The sequence below is a fragment of the Ornithobacterium rhinotracheale DSM 15997 genome (genome assembly GCF_000265465.1).
Classification (GTDB): Bacteria; Bacteroidota; Bacteroidia; order Flavobacteriales; family Weeksellaceae; genus Ornithobacterium; species Ornithobacterium rhinotracheale.
The window spans coordinates 1629341-1653291 of record NC_018016.1; the positions used below are offsets into that span (position 1 = coordinate 1629341).

25 protein-coding genes are annotated in these 23951 nt (G+C 37.2%); 5 read left to right on the forward strand and 20 right to left on the reverse strand.

Annotated features, from left to right (window positions below):
- Positions 1–21: 21 nt before the first annotated feature.
- From ORNRH_RS07770 to ORNRH_RS07780, 3 genes are read right to left on the reverse strand one after another with little or no spacing between them, the layout of a single operon-like run.
- Positions 22–2451, reverse strand: coding sequence for an ABC transporter permease (locus ORNRH_RS07770; RefSeq protein WP_014791319.1), 2430 nt, complete (start codon positions 2449–2451; stop codon positions 22–24).
- A gap of 37 nt (positions 2452–2488) precedes the next feature.
- Complete coding sequence (locus tag ORNRH_RS07775) at positions 2489–3214, reverse strand: ABC transporter ATP-binding protein (protein ID WP_014791320.1); 726 nt, start codon at positions 3212–3214, stop codon at positions 2489–2491.
- A 4-nt stretch (positions 3215–3218) separates the two neighbouring features.
- Positions 3219–4460, reverse strand: a complete 1242-nt coding sequence (locus ORNRH_RS07780) for an efflux RND transporter periplasmic adaptor subunit (RefSeq protein ID WP_014791321.1) — start codon at positions 4458–4460, stop codon at positions 3219–3221.
- 212 nt (positions 4461–4672) lie between these two features.
- On the opposite strand from ORNRH_RS07780, the gene ORNRH_RS07785 reads away from it, so the two are divergent.
- From ORNRH_RS07785 to ORNRH_RS07795, 3 genes are read left to right on the forward strand one after another with little or no spacing between them, the layout of a single operon-like run.
- Entirely contained in the window at positions 4673–6010 is a 1338-nt protein-coding gene (locus ORNRH_RS07785) for a sigma-54-dependent transcriptional regulator (protein WP_014791322.1), read from the forward strand.
- A 3-nt stretch (positions 6011–6013) separates the two neighbouring features.
- Positions 6014–7327, forward strand: coding sequence for a sensor histidine kinase (locus tag ORNRH_RS07790; protein WP_014791323.1), 1314 nt, complete (start codon positions 6014–6016; stop codon positions 7325–7327).
- 57 nt (positions 7328–7384) lie between these two features.
- Complete coding sequence (locus tag ORNRH_RS07795; protein WP_014791324.1) at positions 7385–7861, forward strand: hypothetical protein; 477 nt, start codon at positions 7385–7387, stop codon at positions 7859–7861.
- Between the two features lie 89 nt (positions 7862–7950).
- Here the strand turns inward: ORNRH_RS07795 and ORNRH_RS07800 are convergent, their stop codons facing one another.
- Together ORNRH_RS07800 and surE are read right to left on the reverse strand one after the other, a co-directional pair.
- Positions 7951–11628 carry a phosphoribosylformylglycinamidine synthase gene (locus tag ORNRH_RS07800; protein ID WP_014791325.1) on the reverse strand — a complete coding sequence of 1226 codons (3678 nt, stop codon included), beginning with the start codon at positions 11626–11628 and terminating at the stop codon, positions 7951–7953.
- 74 nt (positions 11629–11702) lie between these two features.
- Entirely contained in the window at positions 11703–12470 is a 768-nt protein-coding gene (surE, locus tag ORNRH_RS07805; RefSeq protein WP_014791326.1) for a 5'/3'-nucleotidase SurE, read from the reverse strand.
- Positions 12471–12597: 127 nt separating this feature from the next.
- On the opposite strand from surE, the gene ORNRH_RS07810 reads away from it, so the two are divergent.
- Positions 12598–14727, forward strand: coding sequence for a carboxy terminal-processing peptidase (locus ORNRH_RS07810; protein WP_014791327.1), 2130 nt, complete (start codon positions 12598–12600; stop codon positions 14725–14727).
- Positions 14727–15854, forward strand: a complete 1128-nt coding sequence (locus ORNRH_RS07815) for an ABC transporter permease (protein WP_014791328.1) — start codon at positions 14727–14729, stop codon at positions 15852–15854. The genes ORNRH_RS07810 and ORNRH_RS07815 overlap by 1 nt, the downstream gene beginning before the upstream one ends.
- Here the strand turns inward: ORNRH_RS07815 and ORNRH_RS07820 are convergent.
- The 15 genes from ORNRH_RS07820 to ORNRH_RS12195 form a co-directional block, all read right to left on the reverse strand.
- Positions 15844–16818, reverse strand: a complete 975-nt coding sequence (locus tag ORNRH_RS07820; protein WP_014790869.1) for an IS30 family transposase — start codon at positions 16816–16818, stop codon at positions 15844–15846. The genes ORNRH_RS07815 and ORNRH_RS07820 overlap by 11 nt on opposite strands.
- Positions 16818–17141 carry a hypothetical protein gene (locus tag ORNRH_RS07825; RefSeq protein WP_014790268.1) on the reverse strand — a complete coding sequence of 108 codons (324 nt, stop codon included), beginning with the start codon at positions 17139–17141 and terminating at the stop codon, positions 16818–16820. Before ORNRH_RS07825 ends, ORNRH_RS07820 begins: the two co-directional genes overlap by 1 nt.
- A 138-nt stretch (positions 17142–17279) precedes the next feature.
- Complete coding sequence (locus ORNRH_RS11965; protein WP_014791329.1) at positions 17280–17489, reverse strand: hypothetical protein; 210 nt, start codon at positions 17487–17489, stop codon at positions 17280–17282.
- Positions 17489–17974, reverse strand: a complete 486-nt coding sequence (locus tag ORNRH_RS07830) for a hypothetical protein (protein ID WP_014791330.1) — start codon at positions 17972–17974, stop codon at positions 17489–17491. Before ORNRH_RS07830 ends, ORNRH_RS11965 begins: the two co-directional genes overlap by 1 nt.
- Positions 17967–18140 carry a hypothetical protein gene (locus ORNRH_RS12345; protein ID WP_014790229.1) on the reverse strand — a complete coding sequence of 58 codons (174 nt, stop codon included), beginning with the start codon at positions 18138–18140 and terminating at the stop codon, positions 17967–17969. Before ORNRH_RS12345 ends, ORNRH_RS07830 begins: the two co-directional genes overlap by 8 nt.
- Before the next feature lie 17 nt (positions 18141–18157).
- Entirely contained in the window at positions 18158–18895 is a 738-nt protein-coding gene (locus tag ORNRH_RS12415) for a hypothetical protein (protein WP_014790264.1), read from the reverse strand.
- Positions 18896–18898: 3 nt separating this feature from the next.
- Positions 18899–19762, reverse strand: a complete 864-nt coding sequence (locus tag ORNRH_RS11665) for a hypothetical protein (protein WP_155814513.1) — start codon at positions 19760–19762, stop codon at positions 18899–18901.
- 23 nt (positions 19763–19785) lie between these two features.
- Positions 19786–20157 carry a hypothetical protein gene (locus ORNRH_RS07845; RefSeq protein ID WP_014790870.1) on the reverse strand — a complete coding sequence of 124 codons (372 nt, stop codon included), beginning with the start codon at positions 20155–20157 and terminating at the stop codon, positions 19786–19788.
- Positions 20158–20269: 112 nt separating this feature from the next.
- A complete protein-coding gene (locus tag ORNRH_RS07850; RefSeq protein WP_014790831.1) occupies positions 20270–20458 on the reverse strand; it encodes a hypothetical protein in 189 nt (62 codons plus the stop codon).
- Positions 20459–20461: 3 nt separating this feature from the next.
- Positions 20462–20698, reverse strand: a complete 237-nt coding sequence (locus tag ORNRH_RS12530; protein ID WP_014791332.1) for a hypothetical protein — start codon at positions 20696–20698, stop codon at positions 20462–20464.
- Positions 20695–20880, reverse strand: a complete 186-nt coding sequence (locus ORNRH_RS12535; RefSeq protein WP_014791333.1) for a hypothetical protein — start codon at positions 20878–20880, stop codon at positions 20695–20697. Before ORNRH_RS12535 ends, ORNRH_RS12530 begins: the two co-directional genes overlap by 4 nt.
- A 23-nt stretch (positions 20881–20903) precedes the next feature.
- A complete protein-coding gene (locus ORNRH_RS12350; protein ID WP_014790223.1) occupies positions 20904–21068 on the reverse strand; it encodes a hypothetical protein in 165 nt (54 codons plus the stop codon).
- 20 nt (positions 21069–21088) lie between these two features.
- Complete coding sequence (locus ORNRH_RS07860) at positions 21089–21856, reverse strand: hypothetical protein (RefSeq protein WP_014790222.1); 768 nt, start codon at positions 21854–21856, stop codon at positions 21089–21091.
- Positions 21857–21863: 7 nt separating this feature from the next.
- Positions 21864–22514, reverse strand: a complete 651-nt coding sequence (locus ORNRH_RS07865; protein WP_014790221.1) for a hypothetical protein — start codon at positions 22512–22514, stop codon at positions 21864–21866.
- Positions 22515–22754: 240 nt separating this feature from the next.
- Entirely contained in the window at positions 22755–23918 is a 1164-nt protein-coding gene (locus tag ORNRH_RS12195) for a rolling circle replication-associated protein (RefSeq protein ID WP_014790829.1), read from the reverse strand.
- Positions 23919–23951: the final 33 nt, after the last annotated feature.

The window sequence follows — 23951 nt, forward strand, 5'->3', positions numbered from 1 at the left end:
AGTAATGATTAAAAATCGGAATTATTCGTATTTTAAGTATTTCACCAAATCTCGTTGTGTCGCACGGTAGGCTTTGATGCCTGTAACGACCAAGGCTAAAATGAGTAGCGAAAATACACCCACTAAGAACGGCAGCACGCCAATACTGATGCGGTAGGCATAATCTTGCAACCATTTGGTAATGAACCAATAGCTCAACGGAATGGAAATAAATGAAGCCAACAAACTGATGATGATAAATGGGCGTGTAAGCTCCCAAATCAAGGTTTTGTCGCTGGCACCGAGCGTTTTGCGAATGGCGATATTTTTCATTTTTTGCTCCACCAAGAGTGCTGAAAGCCCAAACAATCCAAGCAATGAAATGAGCAATACCATAAAATTTAAGATTGAAAACAAGCTGCGTTGCTGCTCAATTTTGGTGAAGGTTTCAGCGTAATCTTCGTTTAAAAAAGTATAGCTAAAATCGTTTTCTGGATCAATTTGGCTCCAAAAGTTTTCAATTTTTTTCAAGGTGCCAGCCACATCATTTTGATTGATTTTCACAGCCAAATAAGGAATAGCGTTTCTGATCCAAGTTCTGTTGTAATAATTGTGGAAAATAGGTTTAATCTCTTCTGTGGCGTTATGGAAATGATAGTCTTCTACCACACCGATGATTTTGAAATCATCTCCTAATGCAATTGTTTTCCCAATAGCATCTTTGTCGTTTAGTTCCATTTCTCGCACAAAGGCTTGGTTTACAATGGCACCCGATGCCGTATCCGAAGAAAGTTGTGGATTGAAATCTTTGCCCGCTACAAATTTGATATCATAGAATTTAAAAAAATTATAATCAACGGCGCCTTGTTCGGCATTAATGTTTTTCTCTTGGTTGTTATATTCAAAGTATACCGATGAAATCCCTGCAGTAGGCTTGCCGGGTCTTTGCCTTGAAAAGGTAACATCTTCTACGCCTTTAATTTTGAGCAATTCCGCTTTGGTTGTTTGGTAGCGGAGCGCATTATTCTTGCTGAAATCTTTAAAATCAATCATCACAATCTGATCGCCTTGAAAGCCTAAATCTTTGTTCATTAAATAATTTACCTGTTGGTTTACGAGCAAACTATTGATGATGAAAAAGCCCGAAATTACCAATTGCAGCACCAAAATCCCATTGCGTAGCCAAATTCCATTTTTGCTACGGCTGAAATTGCCTTTCAAAGTATTAATAGGTTTAAAATTAGCCAAATAAATGGCAGGAATGATTCCCGCCAAAAGGCTCATTCCGATGATGATAGCAAAAGCATAAGCCAAAGTTTTTACATAATCCAGCTGAATCTCTTTGCCTAAAAATTGGGCATAAATCGGGAGTAAATATTCAGTAATGGCAATGGCGAGCAAGAGCGAAATCAAACACAAAATAAAAGTTTCAAACACAAATTGCGAAATCAAAAGCAAACGACTGCTGCCCAATGCCTTGCGCACGCCCACTTCTTTGGCTCGTTGTGAGGCTTGTGCTGTTTTTAGATTGATAAAATTAATGGCAGTAAGCACCAAAATCAGAATGCAAAGACCAATGAGCATTTGCAAATTCTTTTTTAGGCTGGTGTTGTCTTGCGTTCCGAGAGTTTTCCCTTTTGAATCTAAATGAGCCTTGTCTAAACGAGTTAAGTACACACGGATGTCTTGCTTTTCTATTCCCATAGATTCTAAAACATCTTCCACTGAATTGCCACTTCTTTGCGCCTCTTTTTCAATAAAATTGGTAAACAAAATATCAGTCATTTGTTTTTCAATATTTTTGATATTGCTACCTGGTTTTATTTTAAAAAAACCTTTGTAATTGAAATTTCCCCAGCGTTCTTTATCCCTATCTAAGTTTATGCATAAAATTATAGCATCGTAGGTAAATTCTGTGTTGCCCTCGGGCAATTCATACACCGCCGCAACGATGGCTGGAAATTGATTATAAAACTTAACCTCTTTGCCTATGGCATTTGCGTAATCGTCTCCAAAAAGTTGTTGTGCGACCTTTTTTTCTAAAAAAATCTTGTCTTTTTCCACACCATTCTGCGTGCTCCCTGCAATGATTTTGTATGGAAATAGTTTGAAAAAATCAGGAGATACTTTAAGTATATTGGGGGTGCTTTTTTTGTTTCCATAAAAAACATTGGCAGTAATTGAAGATTCTATAAGAGCTAAATCTTCAATTTCAGGGATTTTAGCGTTGCTTTCAAGCATCAAAGGATACGATGTAATCGCCCAAATATCATTTTTGTTTTGTTGAATTTCTATTTGGTAAACATTTTCTCGCTCAGGGTTCCATTCTTCAAAAGAATTTTCGTGATTCCAGTAAAAAATGATGAGCAGAAAACCCACCAATCCCACCGTAAGCCCAAACACATTGATAAAGGTAGTAAGAGCATTTTTCTTATAATTTCTAAAAGCGATTTTTAGCCAATTGCGTAACATAAATTGTTGTTTTAAAATTAAAACTTGAGATTAAAATTTATAGCGAAAGATTTTCTAAAGCGGCTTGCTCAAACGAGTCGAGATAAGCGTTTACTTTTTCATCGTTAAAAATCTTTCCGTCCTTCATTTGCACCACACGAGAGGCGTAGCGTGCATCGTGCATAGAGTGCGTAACCATCACAATGGTAGCCCCTTCTATGTGTAATTTGGCGAGTAGCCCCATGACATCGGCTCCGTGTGTACTGTCGAGATTTCCCGTAGGCTCATCGGCTAAAATCAATTTTGGATTATTTACCAAAGCACGCGCTACGGCAACACGCTGCTGTTGCCCACCCGAGAGTTGCTGTGGCAAGTGATTGGCGCGGTGGGCAATCCCGATTTGTTCCATAATTTCGGTTACTTTGGCTTTGCGTTCTCGGCTCGGTACATGATTGTAAATCAACGGGAGTTCAATATTTTCTTTCACGCTGAGCTCATCAATCAAATTAAAGTTTTGGAAAATAAAGCCTAAATTCTTTTTTCGGATATCATTTTTCTGGCTTTTGTTCATTTTTGTAGTTTCTTGTTCATTGAAAATATAGCTGCCACTGGTAGGCGTGTCGAGCAAGCCCAAAACATTTAATAAAGTAGATTTTCCGCAACCCGAAGGTCCCATAATGGCAACAAATTCGCCTTGTTTTATATTTAAATTCACTTCGTTGAGTGCCGCAGTTTGCACTTCTGTAGTTGTGTAGATTTTGCTTAAATTTTGTACTTGTATCATGATTTTAATTTTTTAAATGAATGGTATTGTAATTTTTTAAATCTTTATAATTTGTGATAATTACCTGTTCGCCAGGTTGTAGTCCCTCGATTACTTCATAAAAACGATTATTTTCTTTTCCTAGTTTAATGTTTCGTCGTTCTGCCGTGTTGCCGTTTACCACAAACACCCAATCGCCTTGCGTATCGAGATGGAAATCTCCTTTAGATAGCAGAATACTTTCCACTGAGTCAGACAATTGAAGTTTAATGCCAAAACTCATCCCGATGCGTAGATTGGGAGGTGTGTCTTGCGAAAAATCCAACACTACCTCAAATTGTCGGTCTTTGACTTCGGGCAAAATTTTGCTCACAAACACAGCGTATTCTTTTCCGTTGGTGGTCAAAGTTCCAGCGATGCCCGTGTGCAAACGGTTGTTGTAAAATTCGTCCACTTTGGCGACCAACTTGTAGCCGTCGAGCAGATCCACTTTTCCGATGTTTTCGCCACTCACCAAATTTTGTCCGCGTGTGAGTGTAAAAGAGGATAGTCTACCTTTGGCAGGCGATTTTATAATGAAATTCTGCTTGTTTCCTTCGAGCAACTGTAGGCTTTTTTGCATTTGTGCCATCGCCGTTTGAGTTGCTGCAATTTGCTGATTTCTAGTATTTTGTTCGCTTTTGATGCTTTGCTCCAAAACCTGTTTGCGTTTTTGTTGGTATTCAAAATTTTGTTTAGCCATCAAAAAATCATTTTTTCTACCAATTTCGGCTTCGTATAATCTTTTTTGTGTTTCGTATTCTTGTTGCGCACGGCGATAATCGTTGTTGCTTTGCAATCGTTCTTTTTCTTGTTCAAACGATTGATTTTTAAGATTTAAAATCGTGTTTTGCATTTGATTAATCTGTTGCAACATTTGCGTTTCTTGGTTCATTTGGCTCAATTCCGTGTTGGGATTGTAGATTTTAGCCAAAGCCTGATTCATCTCTACCATGGCACCATCTTCCACATAAATTTCTTGCACCACGCCACCTTCTAGCACATTCACGAGCGTAGAATTGCGAGATTCCGTAGTGGCGTTGAGTAGCAAAATATCTTCAAATTCGCCTTTTTGCACTTCGGCGATTTTTACACGATTGCGATCGATGTTTAAACTTTCCGTTTGTTGTTGCAATAAGAAATAAGCCGCCACGCCGAGCAGAACGACTCCCAAACTTATCCAAACATATTTTTTAAAACCTCTTTTTTTCTGAATTTTCGTATCCATGTGTTTTAATTTTCAAAATTCATTTAGCTAAATGCCAAAACTTTTCCATTACATTAATGAATTTTTAAATCTTTGAAAATCAATTAAAATTGAATTTTGTCTAAATCTAAAGTGTCCGTTTTCGGACAAAAGCTGTTCGATTTCGGACACTCGGGCAAGTTTGCTATTTTAAAAAAGTGTATCTTTGATTAAGCTAAAAAACTCAGCCACTTATGCGAAAAATCGATGCCCGAATTGCCATTGTCGACGATGATAAAAGTATTTTATACGCTGCCAAATTATGGCTAAAACAATTTTTTTCTGAAATCATTTTAATCGATGAGCCTAAGGAGATTTTGCCCACGCTCAACGAAAACGAAATCGAAGTGGTTTTGCTCGATATGAATTTTAGAAAAGGTTATGAAAACGGCAAAGAAGGCATGTATTGGCTCAAAGAAATTTTAGCCACCAATCCCAATATTGCTGTGATTTTGATGACTGCTTATGGCGAAGTTTCGCTCGCTGTGGAAGCTTTAAAAAATGGCGCAACAGATTTTATTTTAAAACCTTGGAACAACGAAAAATTGTTTGCCTCGGTAAAAATGGCGGTGGAAATGGTGCGCAAAAACAAGAAAATCGAACGCCTTGAAAAATCACAAAAAAATACCATTTCAGATTATTTTTTAAGCACAAAATCGCCCCGAATGCAAGCCACGATGAATGCGATCGATAAAGTAGCTCCCACCGATGCCAATGTGTTGATTACGGGCGAAAATGGAACAGGAAAATATGTGATGGCGGAATACATTCATAAAAATTCAAGCAGGAGCGAGCAGCCCTTTGTGCATATCGATTTGGGGAGCTTGTCCGAAGGCTTGTTCGAATCCGAATTGTTTGGCTATGCCAAAGGCGCCTTTACCGATGCCAAAGAACACAGCATGGGAAAAATCGAAGCGGCACAGGGCGGAACGGTTTTTCTTGATGAAATCGGTAATTTGCCCATGCACTTGCAAACCAAGTTGCTCAGCGTGATACAGAATAGGGCAGTGGTGCGCGTGGGCGAAAACAAAGTGCGCCCGCTCGATATTCGGTTTGTGTTTGCCACGAACGAAAATTTAGTCCAAAAAATACAAGAAAAAGCTTTTCGGGAAGATTTATTTTACCGAATAAATACTGTGGAAATTGGTATTCCGCCTTTGCGTGAGAGGCTGGAAGATTTAGAAGATTTAAGCCATTATTTCTTGGAGAAATTTAGCAAAAAATATCATCGTGTGGGCTTAAAAATAAACGATGAACAATGGCGCGAAATGCGAAATTATCCTTGGCGTGGCAACATTAGAGAACTGGCTCATGGTATGGAACGCGCTGTGATTATGAGCGATGCGGGCGATTTGTCTTTAAACCTAAACACCAAAGAATCCGCTATGCCTACCGACGATTTGAATTTAGAAAAAATGGAAAAAACTTTAATCCAAAAAGCCATGCAAAAAAGCGAAGGCAATATTTCTCGTGCTGCGGCAGAGCTCGGCATTTCTCGCGCGGCACTCTATCGAAAATTAGAAAAAATGTAAACTATGAAATATGTGGCAACTTACATGGTGGGTGTGATTTTGGCGGTGTTTTCGTATAGTGCGGCACAGCAGGGAAACAGGCTTTCGGCAGTGTTGCTGGGCGTGGGGAGTTTGCTGTGTTTGTATCTGATTTATCATTTTCAGCATAATAAAAATTCGAGTTTGCTCCGTTTGATTACTGCCGTGCGATACAAGGATTTTTCCTTTCGCCCTAAAAAGACTAAAAGTCATGTTTACAATGAATTGCAAGCCGTTTTTGAACAAGTAAAATCGCAGGAAGAAAATATCGTTTCCTACAAAATGCTGTATGAGCATATTTTAAATCAATCTCAATTTGGATTGATGATTTTAAGCCGAGAAACCGAGCAAGACGAGTGGGATATTTTCTTTGCAAATTATTATTTTTTAGAGATTTTTAAACTCCCTAATTATCAAAAGTGGTCGTATTGCCAGACCAAAATGCCGAAGTTTTATGAAATTATAGAAAAAACTAAATTCCAAAATTCGCAGGCTTTTTATACGGCTAAAACCAAAGATTTTCAGCCCAAAACTTATTCCATTAGGACTTCGCGCGTGAAGGGCGTGGCGCAGCAGTTTTTTGTCATTAATATAGAATCGGTACAAGATTTAGTCGAGAAAAAAGAAAAAATAGCTTGGTATAATTTGCTAAAAGTCATTTCGCACGAGTTGATGAATACGCTCACGCCGATTAATAGCCTAATCCAATCGATGCAATATGCCACGCAGCAAGACGAAATCCAAGGCGAAGATTTATGCGAATTGCGAGAGGGCATGAACATTGTGGCTGAACGCTCGGGGCGATTGATGCAGTTTGTAGACGATTACCGAAAAATCACGCAAATTCCAAAAGCCTATGCCGAAAAAATCGAAATCAAACAATTGCTGCAAGAGATGTGTGCTTTGTTGCAAAACGATTTGCAAGAAAAGCAGATTGAGTGCGATATTTTGGGCGAGCCAACAATGATTTGGGCAGATAAATCTTTGACCGAAAGAGTGCTTGTGAATTTGCTGAGCAATGCAATTTTTGCCCTTGAAAATCTGCCCAAAGAAGATAGAAAAATTGAACTAAAAATCGAAAAGCAACACGATAGCGTACTGGTAAAAGTGCGCGATTATGGTCATGGAATTGACGAAGAAATTGCCGAAAAAGTATTTTTTCCGTTTTTTACCACGAGAGAAAAAGGCTCGGGCATAGGGCTCACGCTTTGTAAAAACATCATGGAAGCACAATCGGGAAGGATTTATTTCAAAAACTTGGCGCAAGGTTGCGAGTTTGTCCTGGTTTTTAAGGCTTAAAAAAATGGAATTTGGCATATTTTTTTTAAATTCGTTATTCAATTGAAAAATTAAAAGATGAAAAAAGTAATTTTATGGGTTTTGTTGAGCGTGAGTGCCACCGCATTTGCACAGCAAAAACCACTGACGGTGGATGAGTCGCTTCGAAAGATTTTTGGCGTAAGTTTGCAAGCGTATAGAGATAGTTTTGGCATTGTGGATGCTGCTAAAAAAGCGAAAATCGACCGTAGCAAAGTTTTGTTTGCAGACCCAAAAAGAAAAGAATTTCCGCAATTGATTTTAGTAAAAGAGGCAAAAAAAGATTTATTAAGTGCTAAAGAATTAAAGATTGTGCCCGATGAGGAGTTGAAAAATTATCAAGTGATTAGCTATTTTGTGCTTGAGCCCGTTTCGCATGAGGATTTAAAAGCGATTTCTGAAAAATCAGAAAAAGGAGAAATTTTGACCGATAAAGATTGGCTGATCATCAAAAAACGATTGATATTGCATGGCAACGAAAAGCCTGCGATAGTCCTTGAAATAGGAAAACGATAAAATTTATATTTTTTACTATTTTTATAAATACAAACGGCGCAGATTTCAAGAAATCTGCGCCGTTTTTGTTTCCTTTGTTTAAGGAAGTTTTATTTAAAATATTCTACACCATTTTTGAAAATATCCATAAAAACAGCATCTGGAATATTTTTGAGCAATCCGTTGCGATAGCGTTCTGGGTGCCCCATACGACCAAAGATTTTACCCGATGGGCTCATGATTCCTTCGATACCGTCTACCGAACTATTAGGGTTAAATGGCATATCGAATGCTACATTTCCGTTTAAATCTACATATTGCGTAGCAATTTGGTCTTTGTCTTTCAATTGTTGAACCACTTCTGGATTGGCAAAGAAACGCCCTTCGCCGTGCGAAATCGGAATGCGATAAATTTGATTTTTCATACCTTTTAGCCATGGCGAGCGATCGCTCACGACACGCACATCTACCATTTGAGAAATATGTCTGCCGATTTTGTTATGTGCCAAAGTAGGTGCATCTTCTGGTAAATCGCAGATTTCGCCAAAGCTTACTAATCCAGATTTAATCAAAGCTTGGAATCCGTTGCAGATACCCAAAATTAAGCCATCTCTGGCGATTAAATCATGCACTGCTTGCTTGATTTTTGGATTTTTAAGCACTGAAACGATAAATTTAGCAGAACCGTCTGGCTCATCGCCCGAAGAGAATCCGCCCGAAAGCATTAAAATCTGACTTTCGTTGATTGTTTTTACCATGTGCTCCACCGAATCGTTGAGCAAGGCATCGTTTAAATTATTGAATATAAAAGGTTGCGGATTGGCTCCCGCTTCTCTAAACACTTTTTCGGTTTCGTATTCACAGTTGGTGCCTGAGAAAATCGGCATGGCAACTTGTGGTTTTGCGCCTGAATTGATGTTTACATTTTTGGTTTTATCTTTAGTAACTTCAGATTTTTCTGCATTTTGTAAATCTTTGCCAAAATCAGTAGGGAAAAGACTTTCAAAAGTTCCAAACCAAGCGTTGAATAACTCGTCCAAATCAAAAGTTTCATGATTTAAAACCAAAGATTTCTCTGCTGAAATGCTACCGATTTTTTGGAAATCGTTTAATTCTGTTTTGCTTTCTAGGATTAAAGAGCCATGCATTGGGCTAAACCAATCGCCCTCAAACTGAACACTTGCTCCTAATTTATTTCCGAAAGCCATTAATGCTAAAGCCGAAGCTAAACCACCATTTTTCACGATTTGAGCAGAAACGATCTCGCCTTTTTCAATCAATTGATGAATTTGAGCATAAGCCGATTTCAATTGTTCGTAGTTCGGCATTCCGTTTTCAAGTGGCTCGTGCTTAAATAAATATAAATGATTGCCTTCAGCTTTAAATTCAGGCGAAATTACATTTTTTAATTCTCCTGCGCAGCACGCAAATGAGATTAAAGTTGGTGGCACTTTTAAATCATGAAAAGTTCCAGACATACTGTCTTTCCCGCCAATGGCAGCGATTTCGAAATTCAATTGTGCGTCGAGCGAGCCCATCAACGAAGCCAACGGGATTCCCCATTTGTTTTCATCGGTGCCCAAACGCTCAAAATATTCTTGAAAACTCAAACGCACATCTTCTCTTTTTCCACCCGCAGCCACGATTTTAGCCACACTTTCTACCACAGCGTAGGCTCCACCTAGCAATGGATTCTCAGAAGATAAATCCACATCGTAGCCCCAAGAAGCCATGGAAACGGTGCTGGTGTTTTTGTTGCGCACGGGCAAAGTGTGAACGCTCGCAAGAGCAGGAGTAACTTGGTATTTCCCGCCCAAAGGCATTAATACGGTAGTTTGCCCTACAGTGCTATCAAATTTTTCGATTAAACCTTTTTGAGAAGCTACATTTAAGCTCTGCAAAGTCTGAACGAAGTTTTCTTTATTTAAAGACTTAGTTTCTTTAGCTTTTAAAGCATTCAAAGAAACCTTTGCATTGTTTTTCTTGCGACAACCAGCGGTGTCTAGGAACTCACGATCAAGATCTACGATTTTGTCACCTTTCCAAACAATTTCTAATCGATTTTTATCGGTTACGGTACCCACGATTTCAGCCAAAATGTTTTCGGCGCGAGCCAACTCCAAGAATTTAGGTGCATCGGCAGCATCAACTACCACAGCCATACGCTCTTGAGATTCTGAAATAGCCAATTCGGTTCCGTATAGTCCGTCGTATTTCACAGGGAGTACATCTAAATCGATGTACACGCCATCGGCAATTTCTCCAATCGCAACAGAAACACCACCAGCTCCAAAGTCGTTGGACTTTTTGATTAAAGTAGTAACTTCTGGTTTTCTGAACAAACGCTGAATTTTTCTTTCTTGTACGGCATCTCCTTTTTGCACCTCGGCACTCATGGTTTCAATGGCACCCACTTTTTGCGTTTTAGATGAGCCCGTAGCTCCGCCGACACCGTCTCTACCTGTTTTGCCACCAAGTACGATGACCACATCGCCCGCTTGCGGTTGTTCTCTCTTTACCCAATCGGTAGGGGCTGCTCCCACTACAAAACCAACTTCCATGCGTTTTGCCTTGTAGCCTTCGTGGTAAATTTCTGAAACTTGCGATGTGGCAAGCCCGATTTGGTTTCCGTAAGAAGAATAGCCGTTGGCAGCTTCTTTGGTAATTTTGCGTTGCGGTAATTTGCCTTCGAGTGTGTCTTCCACATTTTCAAGCGGATTGGCTGCTCCAGTTACGCGCATAGCTTGGTACACAAACGCACGACCACTCAATGGGTCGCGAATCGCGCCGCCGATACAAGTTGAAGCTCCACCAAATGGTTCAATCTCGGTCGGGTGGTTGTGAGTTTCGTTTTTAAATAAAAGGTACCAAGGTTCTTTTTTACCTTCAACATCTACTTCGATTTCTATGGTGCAAGCATTGATTTCATCTGAAATTACCAAATCATTTAATTTTCCATTTTTTTGGAAATATTTGGCAGCAATGGTACCAAAATCCATGAGAGAAATCGGCTTGTGCTCACGATTTAATTCTTTTCTTAAAGCTAAATATCGGTCGTAAATCGCTTGCAAAGTTTCTTGGAAATCCCCTTCAAATGAAATATTTTCCAATTCAGTCATAAAAGTAGTGTGGCGGCAGTGGTCGCTCCAGTAAGTGTCGAGTACTTTTAGTTCTGTTTCGGTAGGATTTCTATTTTCTTTTTTGAAATAATCTTGAATAAATTTTAAATCATCTAACCCAAAAGCAAAACTCCATTCTTGGTAGAATTTTTCGAGTTGCGCGTCATCAAAATCAATAAAGCCTTCGATCACGGGCACGGGATGTGGCTGAGCAGATTGTGGGTAGTTCAATACGCTTAAATCTTTTTCCTTGGCATCCACTACATTTATAAATAGCTTTTTAGCTTCTGCAAATTCTTTGTCGGAAATCTCAGGGAACGCAAAAAGTTTTGCCGTTCTGATTTTGATGTCGTCTTTTCCCGTAATCAATTTTACGGCTTGCTCGGCACTATCGGCACGCTGGTCGAATTGTCCTGGTAGAAATTCTACGGCTACCGTTTTCTGGTAAGCAGATAAATCTGGCTCAGAAGTGTGCAAAATATCCATTACAGGATCGGCAAATACAGTGTGCGACACTTTTTTGAAATCCTCTTCGCTGATGTTGAAAAGATCGTAAAGGATAAAAACTTTTACAGAAAGTGCAGGGTTTATTAAATGTAATTCCTCGGTAAAGCTTTTGCTCAGATGGTCAAAAGCAGCTTTTTTCTCAATAAAAATTCGTTGATTCATGAATGGGTTTTAAAGCTTGGTTTTATAAAGGGGTAAATGTAAGGATTTCTTATGATTTTTGTATGAAAAAATTATCAAAATTTCCATTCATTCAAGGCTGGAATGTAGCGATATGCCGTTAAATCAAACTGAACGGGAACAATGGAAATGTAATTATTCAAAAGTGCCCACTCATCGGTATCGGTGCCTTCGTCCATGTTTTTAAACTCGCCTGTGAGCCAGTAGTAGTTCTGTCCGCGAGGGTCTTGTCTTTCCTCAAACTCTTCGTCCCATTTAGCCTTGGCTTGGCGACAAATTTTAATTCCTTTAATTTCTTCTTTGCTTGCTTTGGGGATATTTACATTTAAAACAACACCGCTTGGCAATTTGTTTTCCAAGGCTTGTTGAATGATTTGGCTTATGTAATCCTCTGCCGCATCAAAATCTGCATGATAGCTGAAATCGCACAGAGAGAAACCAATGGCTGGAACGCCCTCAATGGCAGCTTCTACCGCGGCAGACATTGTACCTGAATAAATGACATTGATAGAGGAATTAGAACCGTGATTAATCCCAGAAAGACATAAATCTGGTTTTTTGGGCAAAACCTTGTCGATGCCTAATTTTACACAATCTACGGGTGTTCCCGAGCAAGCCCATTCATGAGCAGAGCCACCTTTGAGCTTCATCTCTTCGAGGTGTAAAGTTGTATTGATAGTGATGGCGTGTCCCATGCCACTTTGTGGGCTATTTGGTGCTACGACATAAACATCTCCAATTTTTTTTGCGATTTGTATTAATTTTCTGATTCCAGGTGCTGTAATCCCGTCATCGTTTGTTACTAAAATAAGTGGTTTTTCCATAAAATACAATATATTTGTAAGTCGAAAGCAAATTTAGGTAGAAACATCTAATTTTGCGAAACAAAGGCATACTTTATGCTATTAAATTTTTTTAGTTTAATCATTAAAAAATATCTAAGAATAAAAAATGAAATATTTACAAAAGACTTATGTCTTACTTGCCTTTTTGTCTATGTCTCTTTTGGTATTTTGTTACTGTTCGCCATTTCCACTGAATGGTGGGCGAGATGATATAGATAAAGACATTATCAAGAATGTGCGCAGGATTTTAACGCATTTACACTATTCTCCGCAGGAAATCAACGATGAGTTTTCTGAGAAAGTATATGACAGATACATGGAGAATCTCGATAATTTAAAAACTTTTTTCAAAGGTAGCGACATTGCTTTTTTTGATCAGTACAGAGATAAATTAGACGATGCCTTTAGAAACGAAGATTTGACTTTCTATCATCAGTCCATCGATACATTATATAATAGGATTGATGAGCTAAAGGAACTTACTACCGAGTTTACTCAAAAGCCCTTTGATTTTACCAAAGATGAAAGCTTTAATTATGATTATAAAAACGCCTCTTACCCAAAAACTCAAAAAGAGTGGGAGAACAGATGGCGCCAGCGTTTGAAATACAACACGCTACAAGAAATCATGATTTTGGAACAATCGGCTAAGGATACAGCTTATTGGAAAAAGCAAGATTCCATCGGCATTAAGCCAGAAACCTTCGACCCAAGAAATAAATCGTTTGCCCAGCTAGAAACCGAAGCGCGTAAAAAAGTAGCAGAAAACATTTCTGAATATTTTAGAAGATTTAAAGCGCGTAAGAAATCTGAATGGAATTCGATTTACATCAATGCCTTTACACATCAATACGACCCACACACCGACTATTTTTCACCAAAGGAAAACGAGGATTTTGAAGTGGCAATGTCTGGACAAATCGAAGGGATTGGTGCGCAATTGATGGATAAAAAAGGCTATCCAACGATTACCAAAGTTGTAGTAGGTGGGCCTGCGTGGAAACAAGGAGATTTGGAAGTAGATGACCAAATTACCAAAGTGGCACAAGAGGGAGAAGAGCCTGTGAATGTTGTGGGAATGCTTTTGGAAGATGCCATTCGATTGATTCGTGGTAAAAAAGGAAGCAAAGTGATCCTGACAGTGAAGAAAAAAGACGGTTCGTTCAAGCAAATTCCAATCGTGCGCGACATTATAGAACTAGAAGAAACTTTTGCCAAAAGTGCCGTGGTAACCGATGATAAAGGGAATAAATACGGCGTGTTGAATTTACCTTCGTTCTATCTGAACTACGACGGAAAAGGACACGACGCGTCTGATGATGTGAAAAAACAAATTGAGTATTTGAAAGAAAGTGGAATCAAAGGATTAGTGTTCGATCTTAGAAACAATGGAGGTGGAGATTTAGCAGAGTGTGTGGAAATCGTAGGGCACTTTATTCCAAAAGGTCCTGTGGTGCAGGTGCGCATGAGTAATGGTGCCGAAAAGCAGTATGATGATGATATGCAAGGCGTAGTATGGGACGGGCCAATGGTGGTGATGGTAAACGAATTTTCGGCATCGGCATCAGAAATTATGGCTGCCGCTTTGCAAGATTATAAGCGTGCCGTGATTGTGGGAAGCCCACAAACTTATGGAAAAGGAACCGTGCAGACAATCAAGCCGATTAATTGGTTCTTACAAAACGATAGCGAATACGGTGCGTTGAAATTCACCATTCAAAAATTCTATCGTGTAAACGGAGGTTCTACACAGCTAAAAGGAGTGGCTTCGGATATTGTGATTCCAGACAGATATACCTATTTAGATATTTCTGAAGGTTCAGAAAATTCAGCCTTGCCTTGGGATCAAATTGAGCCAGCAAAGTACAATGTGTGGAGCAAGCCAATTGATATGGCTAAAATCAAAGCAAATAGTAAAGCGAGATTGTCTAAAATGAAACAAATTCAAGAAATTGAGGATTATGCTCAATGGATGAAGAGAATAGATAAAGACAAATCTGCGAATTTGAATTACGAAAAATTCAAAGCAGATTTTGATGAAAAAGAAAAACAGGCCAAGAAGTTTGAAAATTTAAGCAAGTACACCAACGGCTTAAAAATCTCTTCTCCAAACTATGAGCAAAATCTCGTGAAAAAAGATACCGTGCTACAAGCTCGCAGAAAAGATTGGCACAAAGCCCTAGGAAAAGACATTTATTTACAAGAATCAATTAATGTATTAAGGGATATTAAATAATGTCAAATCACGGGAAATCGGTATTTTATCATTCCATTCAAAAACTAAAAAAAAATGCACTGGCAATCGCAGCCTTGGTCGTTATCGTCCTAGCTGCCATTGCCAGCGTGTTTTGTTATGTGCTAGCAACAGATTATACCAAAGATGCAGCACTGCAGCAAGTAGTGCTTAAATATAAGCCCATAGGCTATAAGCAATTAATGTTAAAAGTTCCGTTGAGCGATTATACACCAGGCAGAACATTCAGCGATTATTTTTTGGGAAAAAAACAGGATTTTGAGGAAATTCCAATCACGCAATACCAAATTAAGGGAGAGCAAATCATTTATATACCTTATATAGGAGATGGATTGCAAGCTGAGCCCAAAGAAAAAGACTTAAAAATCTGGACAGAGAAAAATATTAAATTAGAAGATATAACTAAAGACTTTATTTATACCCAAAAATTCTATCTCGGCACCGATAGTTTTGGGCGGGATTTTTATTCAAGACTTTTGGTCGGGACTAGAATATCGTTTTTCATAGGTTTTATTGCCGTAGCAATTTCTTTGCTTGTAGGAATTGTGCTGGGGGCACTAGGAGGCTACTATGGTGGGAAAACAGATGCGGCAATTATGTGGCTCATCAATGTTGTGTGGTCGATCCCTACGCTTTTGCTCGTGATGGCGATCACTTTGGCGATAGGAAAAGGGTTTTGGCAGATTTTTATTGCCGTGGGGCTCACCATGTGGGTAGAAGTAGCGAGAGTCGTTCGTGGGCAATTTCTAAGCTTTAGAAAGAAGGAATTTGTGGAAGCTGCACAAAGTTTAGGCATGAGCAATGCCCGAATTATGTTTAAAGAAATCTTGCCTAATGTTGTGGCGCCAGTGATTGTAATCTCTGCGGCTAATTTTGCTGCCGCTATTTTGGTAGAAAGTGGACTAAGTTTTTTAGGTATCGGAGCTCAGCCGCCAACACCTAGCTGGGGGAATATAATTAAAGAAAATTATACACATATTTTGCTGGGAATGCAGTATTTAGCATTCTTGCCAGGGCTGTGTATTCTATTGCTTGTGCTCGCGTTTAATGTCTTTGGGAATTCGCTGAGAGATGCATTAGATGTAAAAAATGCTAGATTCAAGCACTAAATGCAACATTTTCCACAAATGTATAAAAAACATCACGAGGCTTGCAAAACTTTAACACTTTAAACGGTCTATCGTTTATCTCTTTTTGCACCGATTTCAGATTATTAGCGGTACTTTTTGTAATTGCCGAACCTTTTTTTACATATTGTCTAACAAGTTTGTTCATATGCTCAATTTGTCCCTTTTGCCAACTAGAGTATGGATTTGTAAAATAAATCTTTGATTGCAATTTCTTTGCCACTATCTCATGATTTGAAAACTCTAAACCATTATCCACGGTTATTGATTTGACCACTTTTTTATAAGGAAGTAACACATCAATAATAGCACGAGCGACCACATCAGCTGTTTTATTTGGTATATACTTTACAAACAAAAACCTTGATACTCTTTCCGTAAGTGTCAGCAAATAACCCTTATGATTTTTGCCCTCTACTAAATCACCCTCCCAGTGTCCGAACTCCTTACGCTCATTCACAACCTGCGGGCGTTCTTCTATACTAGTGCGGTTCTTTATCTTTCCAACAATTTTAGAAACCTGTGCCTTTCTCTTTTTCAAAGCGTGCCTGCAATATTTATATAATTTACCACCTTTCAATTTATCAGCCCTTATATATTGGTAAATTCTTTCCACTGAAACCATAGCAAACCCCATTTTTTTGCAATACCCCACAATCTGCAGGGGCGAATATCTTTTATACAAAAATTGTCTTACTCTTTTCTCAATGTCTTTTGTAAAGCGTCTATAACGCAAAAAACGCTCTTTCTTTTCAGAATAGAGCGTCTGTGCAGTCTTTGCTTTATACTTTCCTTTCTTCGTTCGGTTCCTCCTCACTTCACGGCTTATCGTAGATTTATCCCTTTTCAGTTCACGGGCTATTTTAGAGATAGACCAACCAGCCGTTAAATACGCCTCTATTTTAGCCCTTTCACACAAATCTAAATGTTTAAATCTCCGTGCCATCACTCACCATTTATTAATCTACTTATCTTCAAACCATATCCATAAACCTCACCCTTCGTACAAAAATCATCATAAAGTGGATTAATAAAAAAATCAAAATAAGCAATCAAATGCCCTTTATTCTTAAAAAGTTTCTCATCTAAAGAATTAGATAAATTCAAAATATCATCACAATTACTTATATATTCTTTTAACTCTTTTTCAATGTACTTAATCTGTTTTTCAGTGTAGTACTTTCTTATTTCTTTTTTTGCCTCCTTGCTTTGTGCATATCCAGCGGTTACGGCTAAACATAATCCAAATGATAGTAATATTTTTTTCATGATTTTAAGTGATTTTTAAATATGTTAATACCATTATCAAAACAAATGCCAAATAGTGCAAAGCAAAAAGATAAAAAAAAAAGAAACCACACCAACAAAGGTGCAGTCTCTTTCTAATGAGAAACAAACTATGAAAAATTAATCTAAAAATCTTGGTATATAGTTTCCATTGTAGAAGCGTCTTAAATACTCCCCAGTCCTACGGTCATACACATTAAAATATTTCCAATCTCTAAACTTGGAACTATCAAGCCACTGGCTAAACTTATACAAATCATGCACATATTGCATTTTGAATACCCCGAATGATCCGAAAACTATACAGCTATAATCGTTCTTATGGCTCATTATTCAATGCCCCTTATTTCTTCATCTCCATTATATAAAACAAATGGTCCTGATCCTTTATAATCAAATTCCTGTCCAGATTCTAATTGGCATACTTCATTACTGTACGGATCTGGTACATCTAAATAAACTCCAACAAATTTACTAGTACTATTTCTAAAGTGATATCCGTTTTTATTCTTCGTTACAACAAAACCATCATAAAAAGTTCCAACATTATAACTTAACAAAATCGCTGAATTTGAATCATATCCATCTATAAAATTTGGTAAATCTTTCACAGGTTCTCCGTCCAATGGTATCAACCTTTTATAAATAACATAATCAGACTTGTCAATCAAATAACGCTTAAATGCATTAGCGGTATAAAAATATGGACCTACTTGATAATAACAATTATCCGATAAATCAATTGTAGAAACCTCTCGACACAAAAGCTCACTCCTAAACTTTCTATTATCAATAACTATCACACAATCACTCATCTTTTTTATCTTTTAAATCTTTAATTTTCTTTTTTGCAAAGCTATACGCAAAATCAAGCACAATAGCCAATAAACTTGCTAGAAGCGGTTTTAGCTCATCAAACGAAACCGCCCCCGTAAATCCTAATATACTATAAATCTTTGTCCTATCTACAAAATTTGTCATATCTCTTTATTTTTTGTTTAACTCAATTGTTCAAAACCCCCATTACTATCAAGCTGAATATTTGAAACCTGCGCCTTTACATATCCCAACAAATCTATATAATGCCCATGCTCAACAAGATATTCTTTTTCCCCATCATTATAACTCTGAATTACACGTGTAGTTTCACCATATAAATTTAATACCCTGCAATGCCCAGTTGATGGCATTCTAAATAGAGCAAGTCCACCCATGCCAGTTATTTTAACTTTCTCGGGCTCCTCACAATCATAATGAAATTTTACAGGAACTTCACTTATTTGGTTGCAATTATTTTTCTTCTCAAGCAACTTCTTTCTAATTTCTTCTTGTTCTTTACGCTTTCTTTCTTCCTGCTCCCTTCTCTTTTCTTCCTCACATTCAGAACAAAAATCATTTGCCTGCTCCTCCTGCAGTTTTTTAACCACATCACTTTTTACTGGTATTTTTCCCTTCTGTTTTTCTGATTGCATCATATCATCAACTTTTTGACTAAATGCTTTTTCATTTCTCACTGCAGAACCGCCTTTTGCAAAAACCTTATCAAACTTTGGTTTTTCTACTTTGGGCAAACTCACAGGTTCCTTGAATTTATTTGTATCCAGTGGCAACAAGGAATTATCTCCTGTGCTTACTTTCTCCTTTATACTCGTCTTTTTGGTCAATCTAAATAATAGATAGATTATTAAAAAGATGAATAACCAAAACTTAATTTTTCTTTTTTCTCGCTGTGTCATAACCTATTTTTTTAAATAAGAATTAAAAACATTTTCAAACTTTTGAGCATAAGAGGCTATATCTTTTGCTCTATCTGTAGAATTAACAACCCTTCTTGCATTGTAATAATCTGTTTTATTTTCATTACAATAAAGCTTTAAAGAAACACCCGTTAAATTATTAGGTTTATCAGCCATCATCATTTTTATGGTCATTAAAGCATTTAAACGCTTATCATTTACTATTAAATCTGGATTTGACAAAACATCTACACCAGAAAACTCTTTAAACTTAGTATATAAATGCCTACCAGTCCACTGGCAATATCCACGACCAAAAAAACGAGCTCCATCACCTTTATATTTATTACTTAAATTCTTTCTTCTACTAGCTGGATTATAACACCAAGATTGTACGCCATACTTCCACTCCATGTACACAGCCTTTTCAGCACTAACACCAAATGTATCTGCAATCTTCAAAAACTCGTTAAACTCCCTTAATTTATCCCCTTTAAGCGTTTTCTTCAAAACAGAAATTTTATCATTATAACGCTCACGCAATAAACTAAATTGACCCATTTCATGATATGCTGTAGCCATTATATAAGATGCTTGATTTATCAACAAATCACCACTTTTAATTTGATTTATTAATATATCAAACAAAGTATAACCCCAATCAGCATATGAATTATATCCTTTGGCAAATCTCAATCCATTAGGTACTAAAAGCATAGATAAAACACTTTTAGTCTCACTCTCTGTATTTGGAATATCAACGCCCACTAGTTCCAATTCTCCAAACTCAACTTTAGACTTTGGTTTTGATATTTTATAAGCCCACCAACTTCCAGCTAGCAGGGCAATTGCTTGTAAATATGTCATTTTTTTATCTCTATTTTTTCTCATTAATGTTGGTATCTATTTTCTTTTTGCAAATCGTATTTTTCCAATAACTTTTGTTGTTCTTGAAAAAATCTCCCCACAAAACTTCCTAAATTCTTGTTTTCATTTCTTAACTGCTTTACCTGCTCATTACTTAGCTTTGGATAACTTCCAAAAAAGAACCATTTAGCACGCACCGCCCAATAATCTAAATAAATACGAAATTGCTCTTTAGATGTCTTTTGTCTAAAAGCCTCCGAAATTTTATCAGGTATGCCGTCTTTGCCCAAAAGCACAGTCTTTTGAAATCCCTTAAATGCCATCCATATGATTAAAGCTACCAGAGCAACCCCCAATAGCTTTAATACATTTGTTAAATCACTCAAAAACTTCATTACTTAAATGTTTCTTTTATTTGGTCCTTTAAGACATCAGAAAGCATAATCATTCCAATGTATATAACCGCCATTACAACACTACTTAACATCCTCATCTCAACAAATCAAATTACCACAAATGCTCCTTATCTGGATCCTCATTCTGAAGATACTCAGGTTCATTACCCTCCACATCATCAAAGAGTGTATCTATCTCTTTTTTTGCCTCGTGCGCATGATGCAAACATATTTTTGCACATTGTACATACTTCAATAACAACGGCAATGATTTAAATAATCCTTTCAATTGTTTAAACATAACTTATCTAGTTTTAATTTGTCCGAAATATCCACCATTAGGTGCTTTAGTTGAAATTACCATTCCCAGCTTTTGCAAATACACTTTTCCAGTATTCACATTGAAACTTGCTATTTCTAAAACCTTTGCGCCAGTCTTTTTATAGAAAGCCTCAAACATCATAGTTATAAATCTATTTCCAGTGTTTGGAGACTCTGAACGCACACTCTTAGAGTTTTCAAATGCTTTAACAGTTATCATACCTCTTTGCTTTGAATAATTCCAAGCCGTAACATAAAACCTTCCATTCTTGGATTGTCCAGCTTTAGCCCCAGAATGTTTTTAGGTTGTCTCTGATTATTATAACCTCGGTCATAACCTCGGTTAAAATTAGGGTTGGGATTTCCACCCCAACCATTACTATATCCATTATTATACGCCATTTCTATACTTTTTTAGTTAATAATTACCAGCCTCTTCTTTTTCCTTTGATTTTAATCCAGCCCATGTACACGGATAAAATCACTGCTCCCAATCCTAAAACCAAAAAGGTCGCAATACTTGTCCCTGCACCATTACCACTTAATGGCTTTAGTAAAAAACTATCAACTTTTGTTATTAATTCTTTCATCTTTATTTTGTTTTTAAATGTTATTTTTTCTTTGTTAATAAATAAATCAATGCCCCTCCTAGTAATAAATACAAAATGTTATTGTCATTTCGCCCAACATGTCCAGTAGCTTTTCCATATACCTCCCCGTCTGTTACCGCAGGATACGCACCTTCTGTAGGCATTCCTGTTTTAAGTGTTTGATCCTTACTAGGTCTGTAATCCGATGAACCTGCTTGGCTATCTGCTTGTCTTTCAGCATCTGTTTTTTCTCTAAAGAATGGCACGCGCAAAACTTCCTTACTCACGGCATCCCCTCTTGAAGTGTCACGGAATGGGAAATTTAAGTTTACATCAGTTCCTTTTGGATATTCTTTATCACCAACATAGGCAAACTTAGTCTGATACTCCTTAAGCAATCTCCCGTAAGCCTCAGTTATCATAGCCGCCAATGCTTCAGTTCCTTTTCTCGTACAATCCTTTCCCCATGGAAAACCAGAAGCGCAGACTTTTAAATAAAGTAACGCCTTATTAAAATTGTCAGCACTGGCTACCTTAGTAAACCCAGATTGTTCAATAATCCATTCAACGATTGTGGTTCCTTCTTTCATCGCTCTACTAGGCGACCAGCTCGAGCCCCAACAATGCAAATCAAAGCCGTTTGCCAAAACGCTATCTAACCCCCCAGTTATCTTACTTAATACACCGCCTACTATCTTTCCTCCAAATTGACCAAGAGAGGAGCCGGAGGCGTTACCGCCCCCCACACTTCCAATTAAACTACTTACCGCTGTTACTGCTCCAATCATTTCAATATTATTTTGCGTCTAACAAATAGAATGTAAATTCTTCTCCTACATTTTTATACACTGCTAAGGTGTATAAGCCTGTTAAATCCAATGCAGGTAATTTCGATAACTCATCAATCCTTGCATTTTTTGCATAATCAAGTTGTAGTTGCGAAATCCTTGTTTTGCCCTGTGCATTGATAACTTGCAATTCATTTGGTGTCTTTTCAGCTACCAAATAATCAAATGCTAATACATCAACATCCTTTACAGATATATTTTGGTCAAGCTTCACTTGTTGCACATAAATAGGCTCTGCACTTCCAATAGCCTCAAATGTTTCTGCAGTTACATTCTGTGCTTGTCCACCCGATACATGGAACTCAATGTAAGTTTTGTCACCTAATGGCAAACTTCCAGATTTAGAAAAAGGAATTACCGCTACTTTGTCGCTACCAATTGTTGTTTGCAATTTAACAAAATGAACGCCCAACAATTCTGTAAATAGCTTAACGCTCATCTTTGGCACCAAAACCTTTTTAGTAAAGGTTTCATCTACTAGGTAAGACTCAATTTGCACCTGTCCGAAATCGGTACTTGAATTACCTTTTAAAATCAAACCCGCTGCACTTTCCTTAACTTCCAGCACCTCGGTTGCTTTTGCTAATGTTACTCTCATTTTTATATCTTATTTTAAATTTCTGAAACAAAGATATTAAGCATGCAAAAGCACTTTTTAAAATCTAGCGATTTTTACCACTTTTAAGCGATTTATACCAATTTTTGACACTAATCATCAAAATATTTTTTTACGAGCTTTAGCGTTAGATATTTCTTTTTATAGTGGCTTAAAATATCTTTTTTTATCATGCGTGCAGTGGAATAGCTTACGCCTAAATAATTAGCTAGCTCCTTAGCACTAATTATTTGCAAGTTCTGTGTATTGTTTTTCATAAATTAATTGGATTAACTGGTCTAAATTTATACTCAAATCGGTATCTAATAACTGTCTTATGGCTTTATTATAAATTTTTAAATGCTCGTTTAATTTTTTATATCCCTTGCGGATCATCTGATATACTTTACCTTTATACAACTCTACAAATTGAATAGCAGTAGGCACATACTCCAATTTTCCCCGCAAGTGGTTTAACTCCTCTAAATAACTGCTAACTTCAAAATTTAAATAATTGAGTTTTTTTACCTTATTTGATGCGCCCCACACCGCACCAATTACTGGGCGTTTATTTTCTTCTTGCTTTAATAGATATTTCACCACATACGCAACTATATTTCGTTTACTCTTTGGCGTTTCAATTTTAGTACTTGGGGGATTGCTCCAACCCATTTTTTTATTACGCTGGTAAGCTAGTATGCAGTCTTTTTCTGATTTATAATTTTTTGAATACTTAGCCATATATTCTTTAGCCGTTAAGCGGTTCATCTTTTCAGAATATCTATCAACATAACCATATTTATTTATATACTGGTTCCATATGCGCTGAATATCCTCACGAGGGATTTGCGTATCAATCAAAACATGAAAATGAATATTTCCATTCTTCTGCGTCTCCGCTTTCCAGAGATAATTTTTTAAACCATAGACCTTTTTTAAATGGTCAAGATACTTAGCAAGTATTTTACGCAACACTCTATCATGGTGCTTTTGGGCACTGGGCAAGGTCAAGGTTACAAAAGATAAATATTTGTCCTTGTTTGATTTCGTTGCGTCAGCAAATAAAATAGCATACTTCTTTATATTCCTTACTTGAGTATCCGAGAGCGTTCCTAAATCCTTTAAAACATGCCCTTTCTCATTATACACTTCTTGTTGTTTCTCCTTATACAACTCAACACACTTTTCAGCATATTTAACAATTGAACCAAACTCTGAAATATCATCTAGTGCGTTTAACTCATCTAATTCTGTTTTTTCCTTGTTTAGATTTTGGCGTAAAGTAGGAGTATGGCCTACTTCATAATTTCGTAAATCCATCACATAACTATAATGCAATAGGCTAGTAGGTCTAAGCTGAACCTTTTCACACAAATAATAATTATTAACCTCTTGATATTGTCGCATTTACAGGGATTTTTGCCGTTAGATTTTACCGAT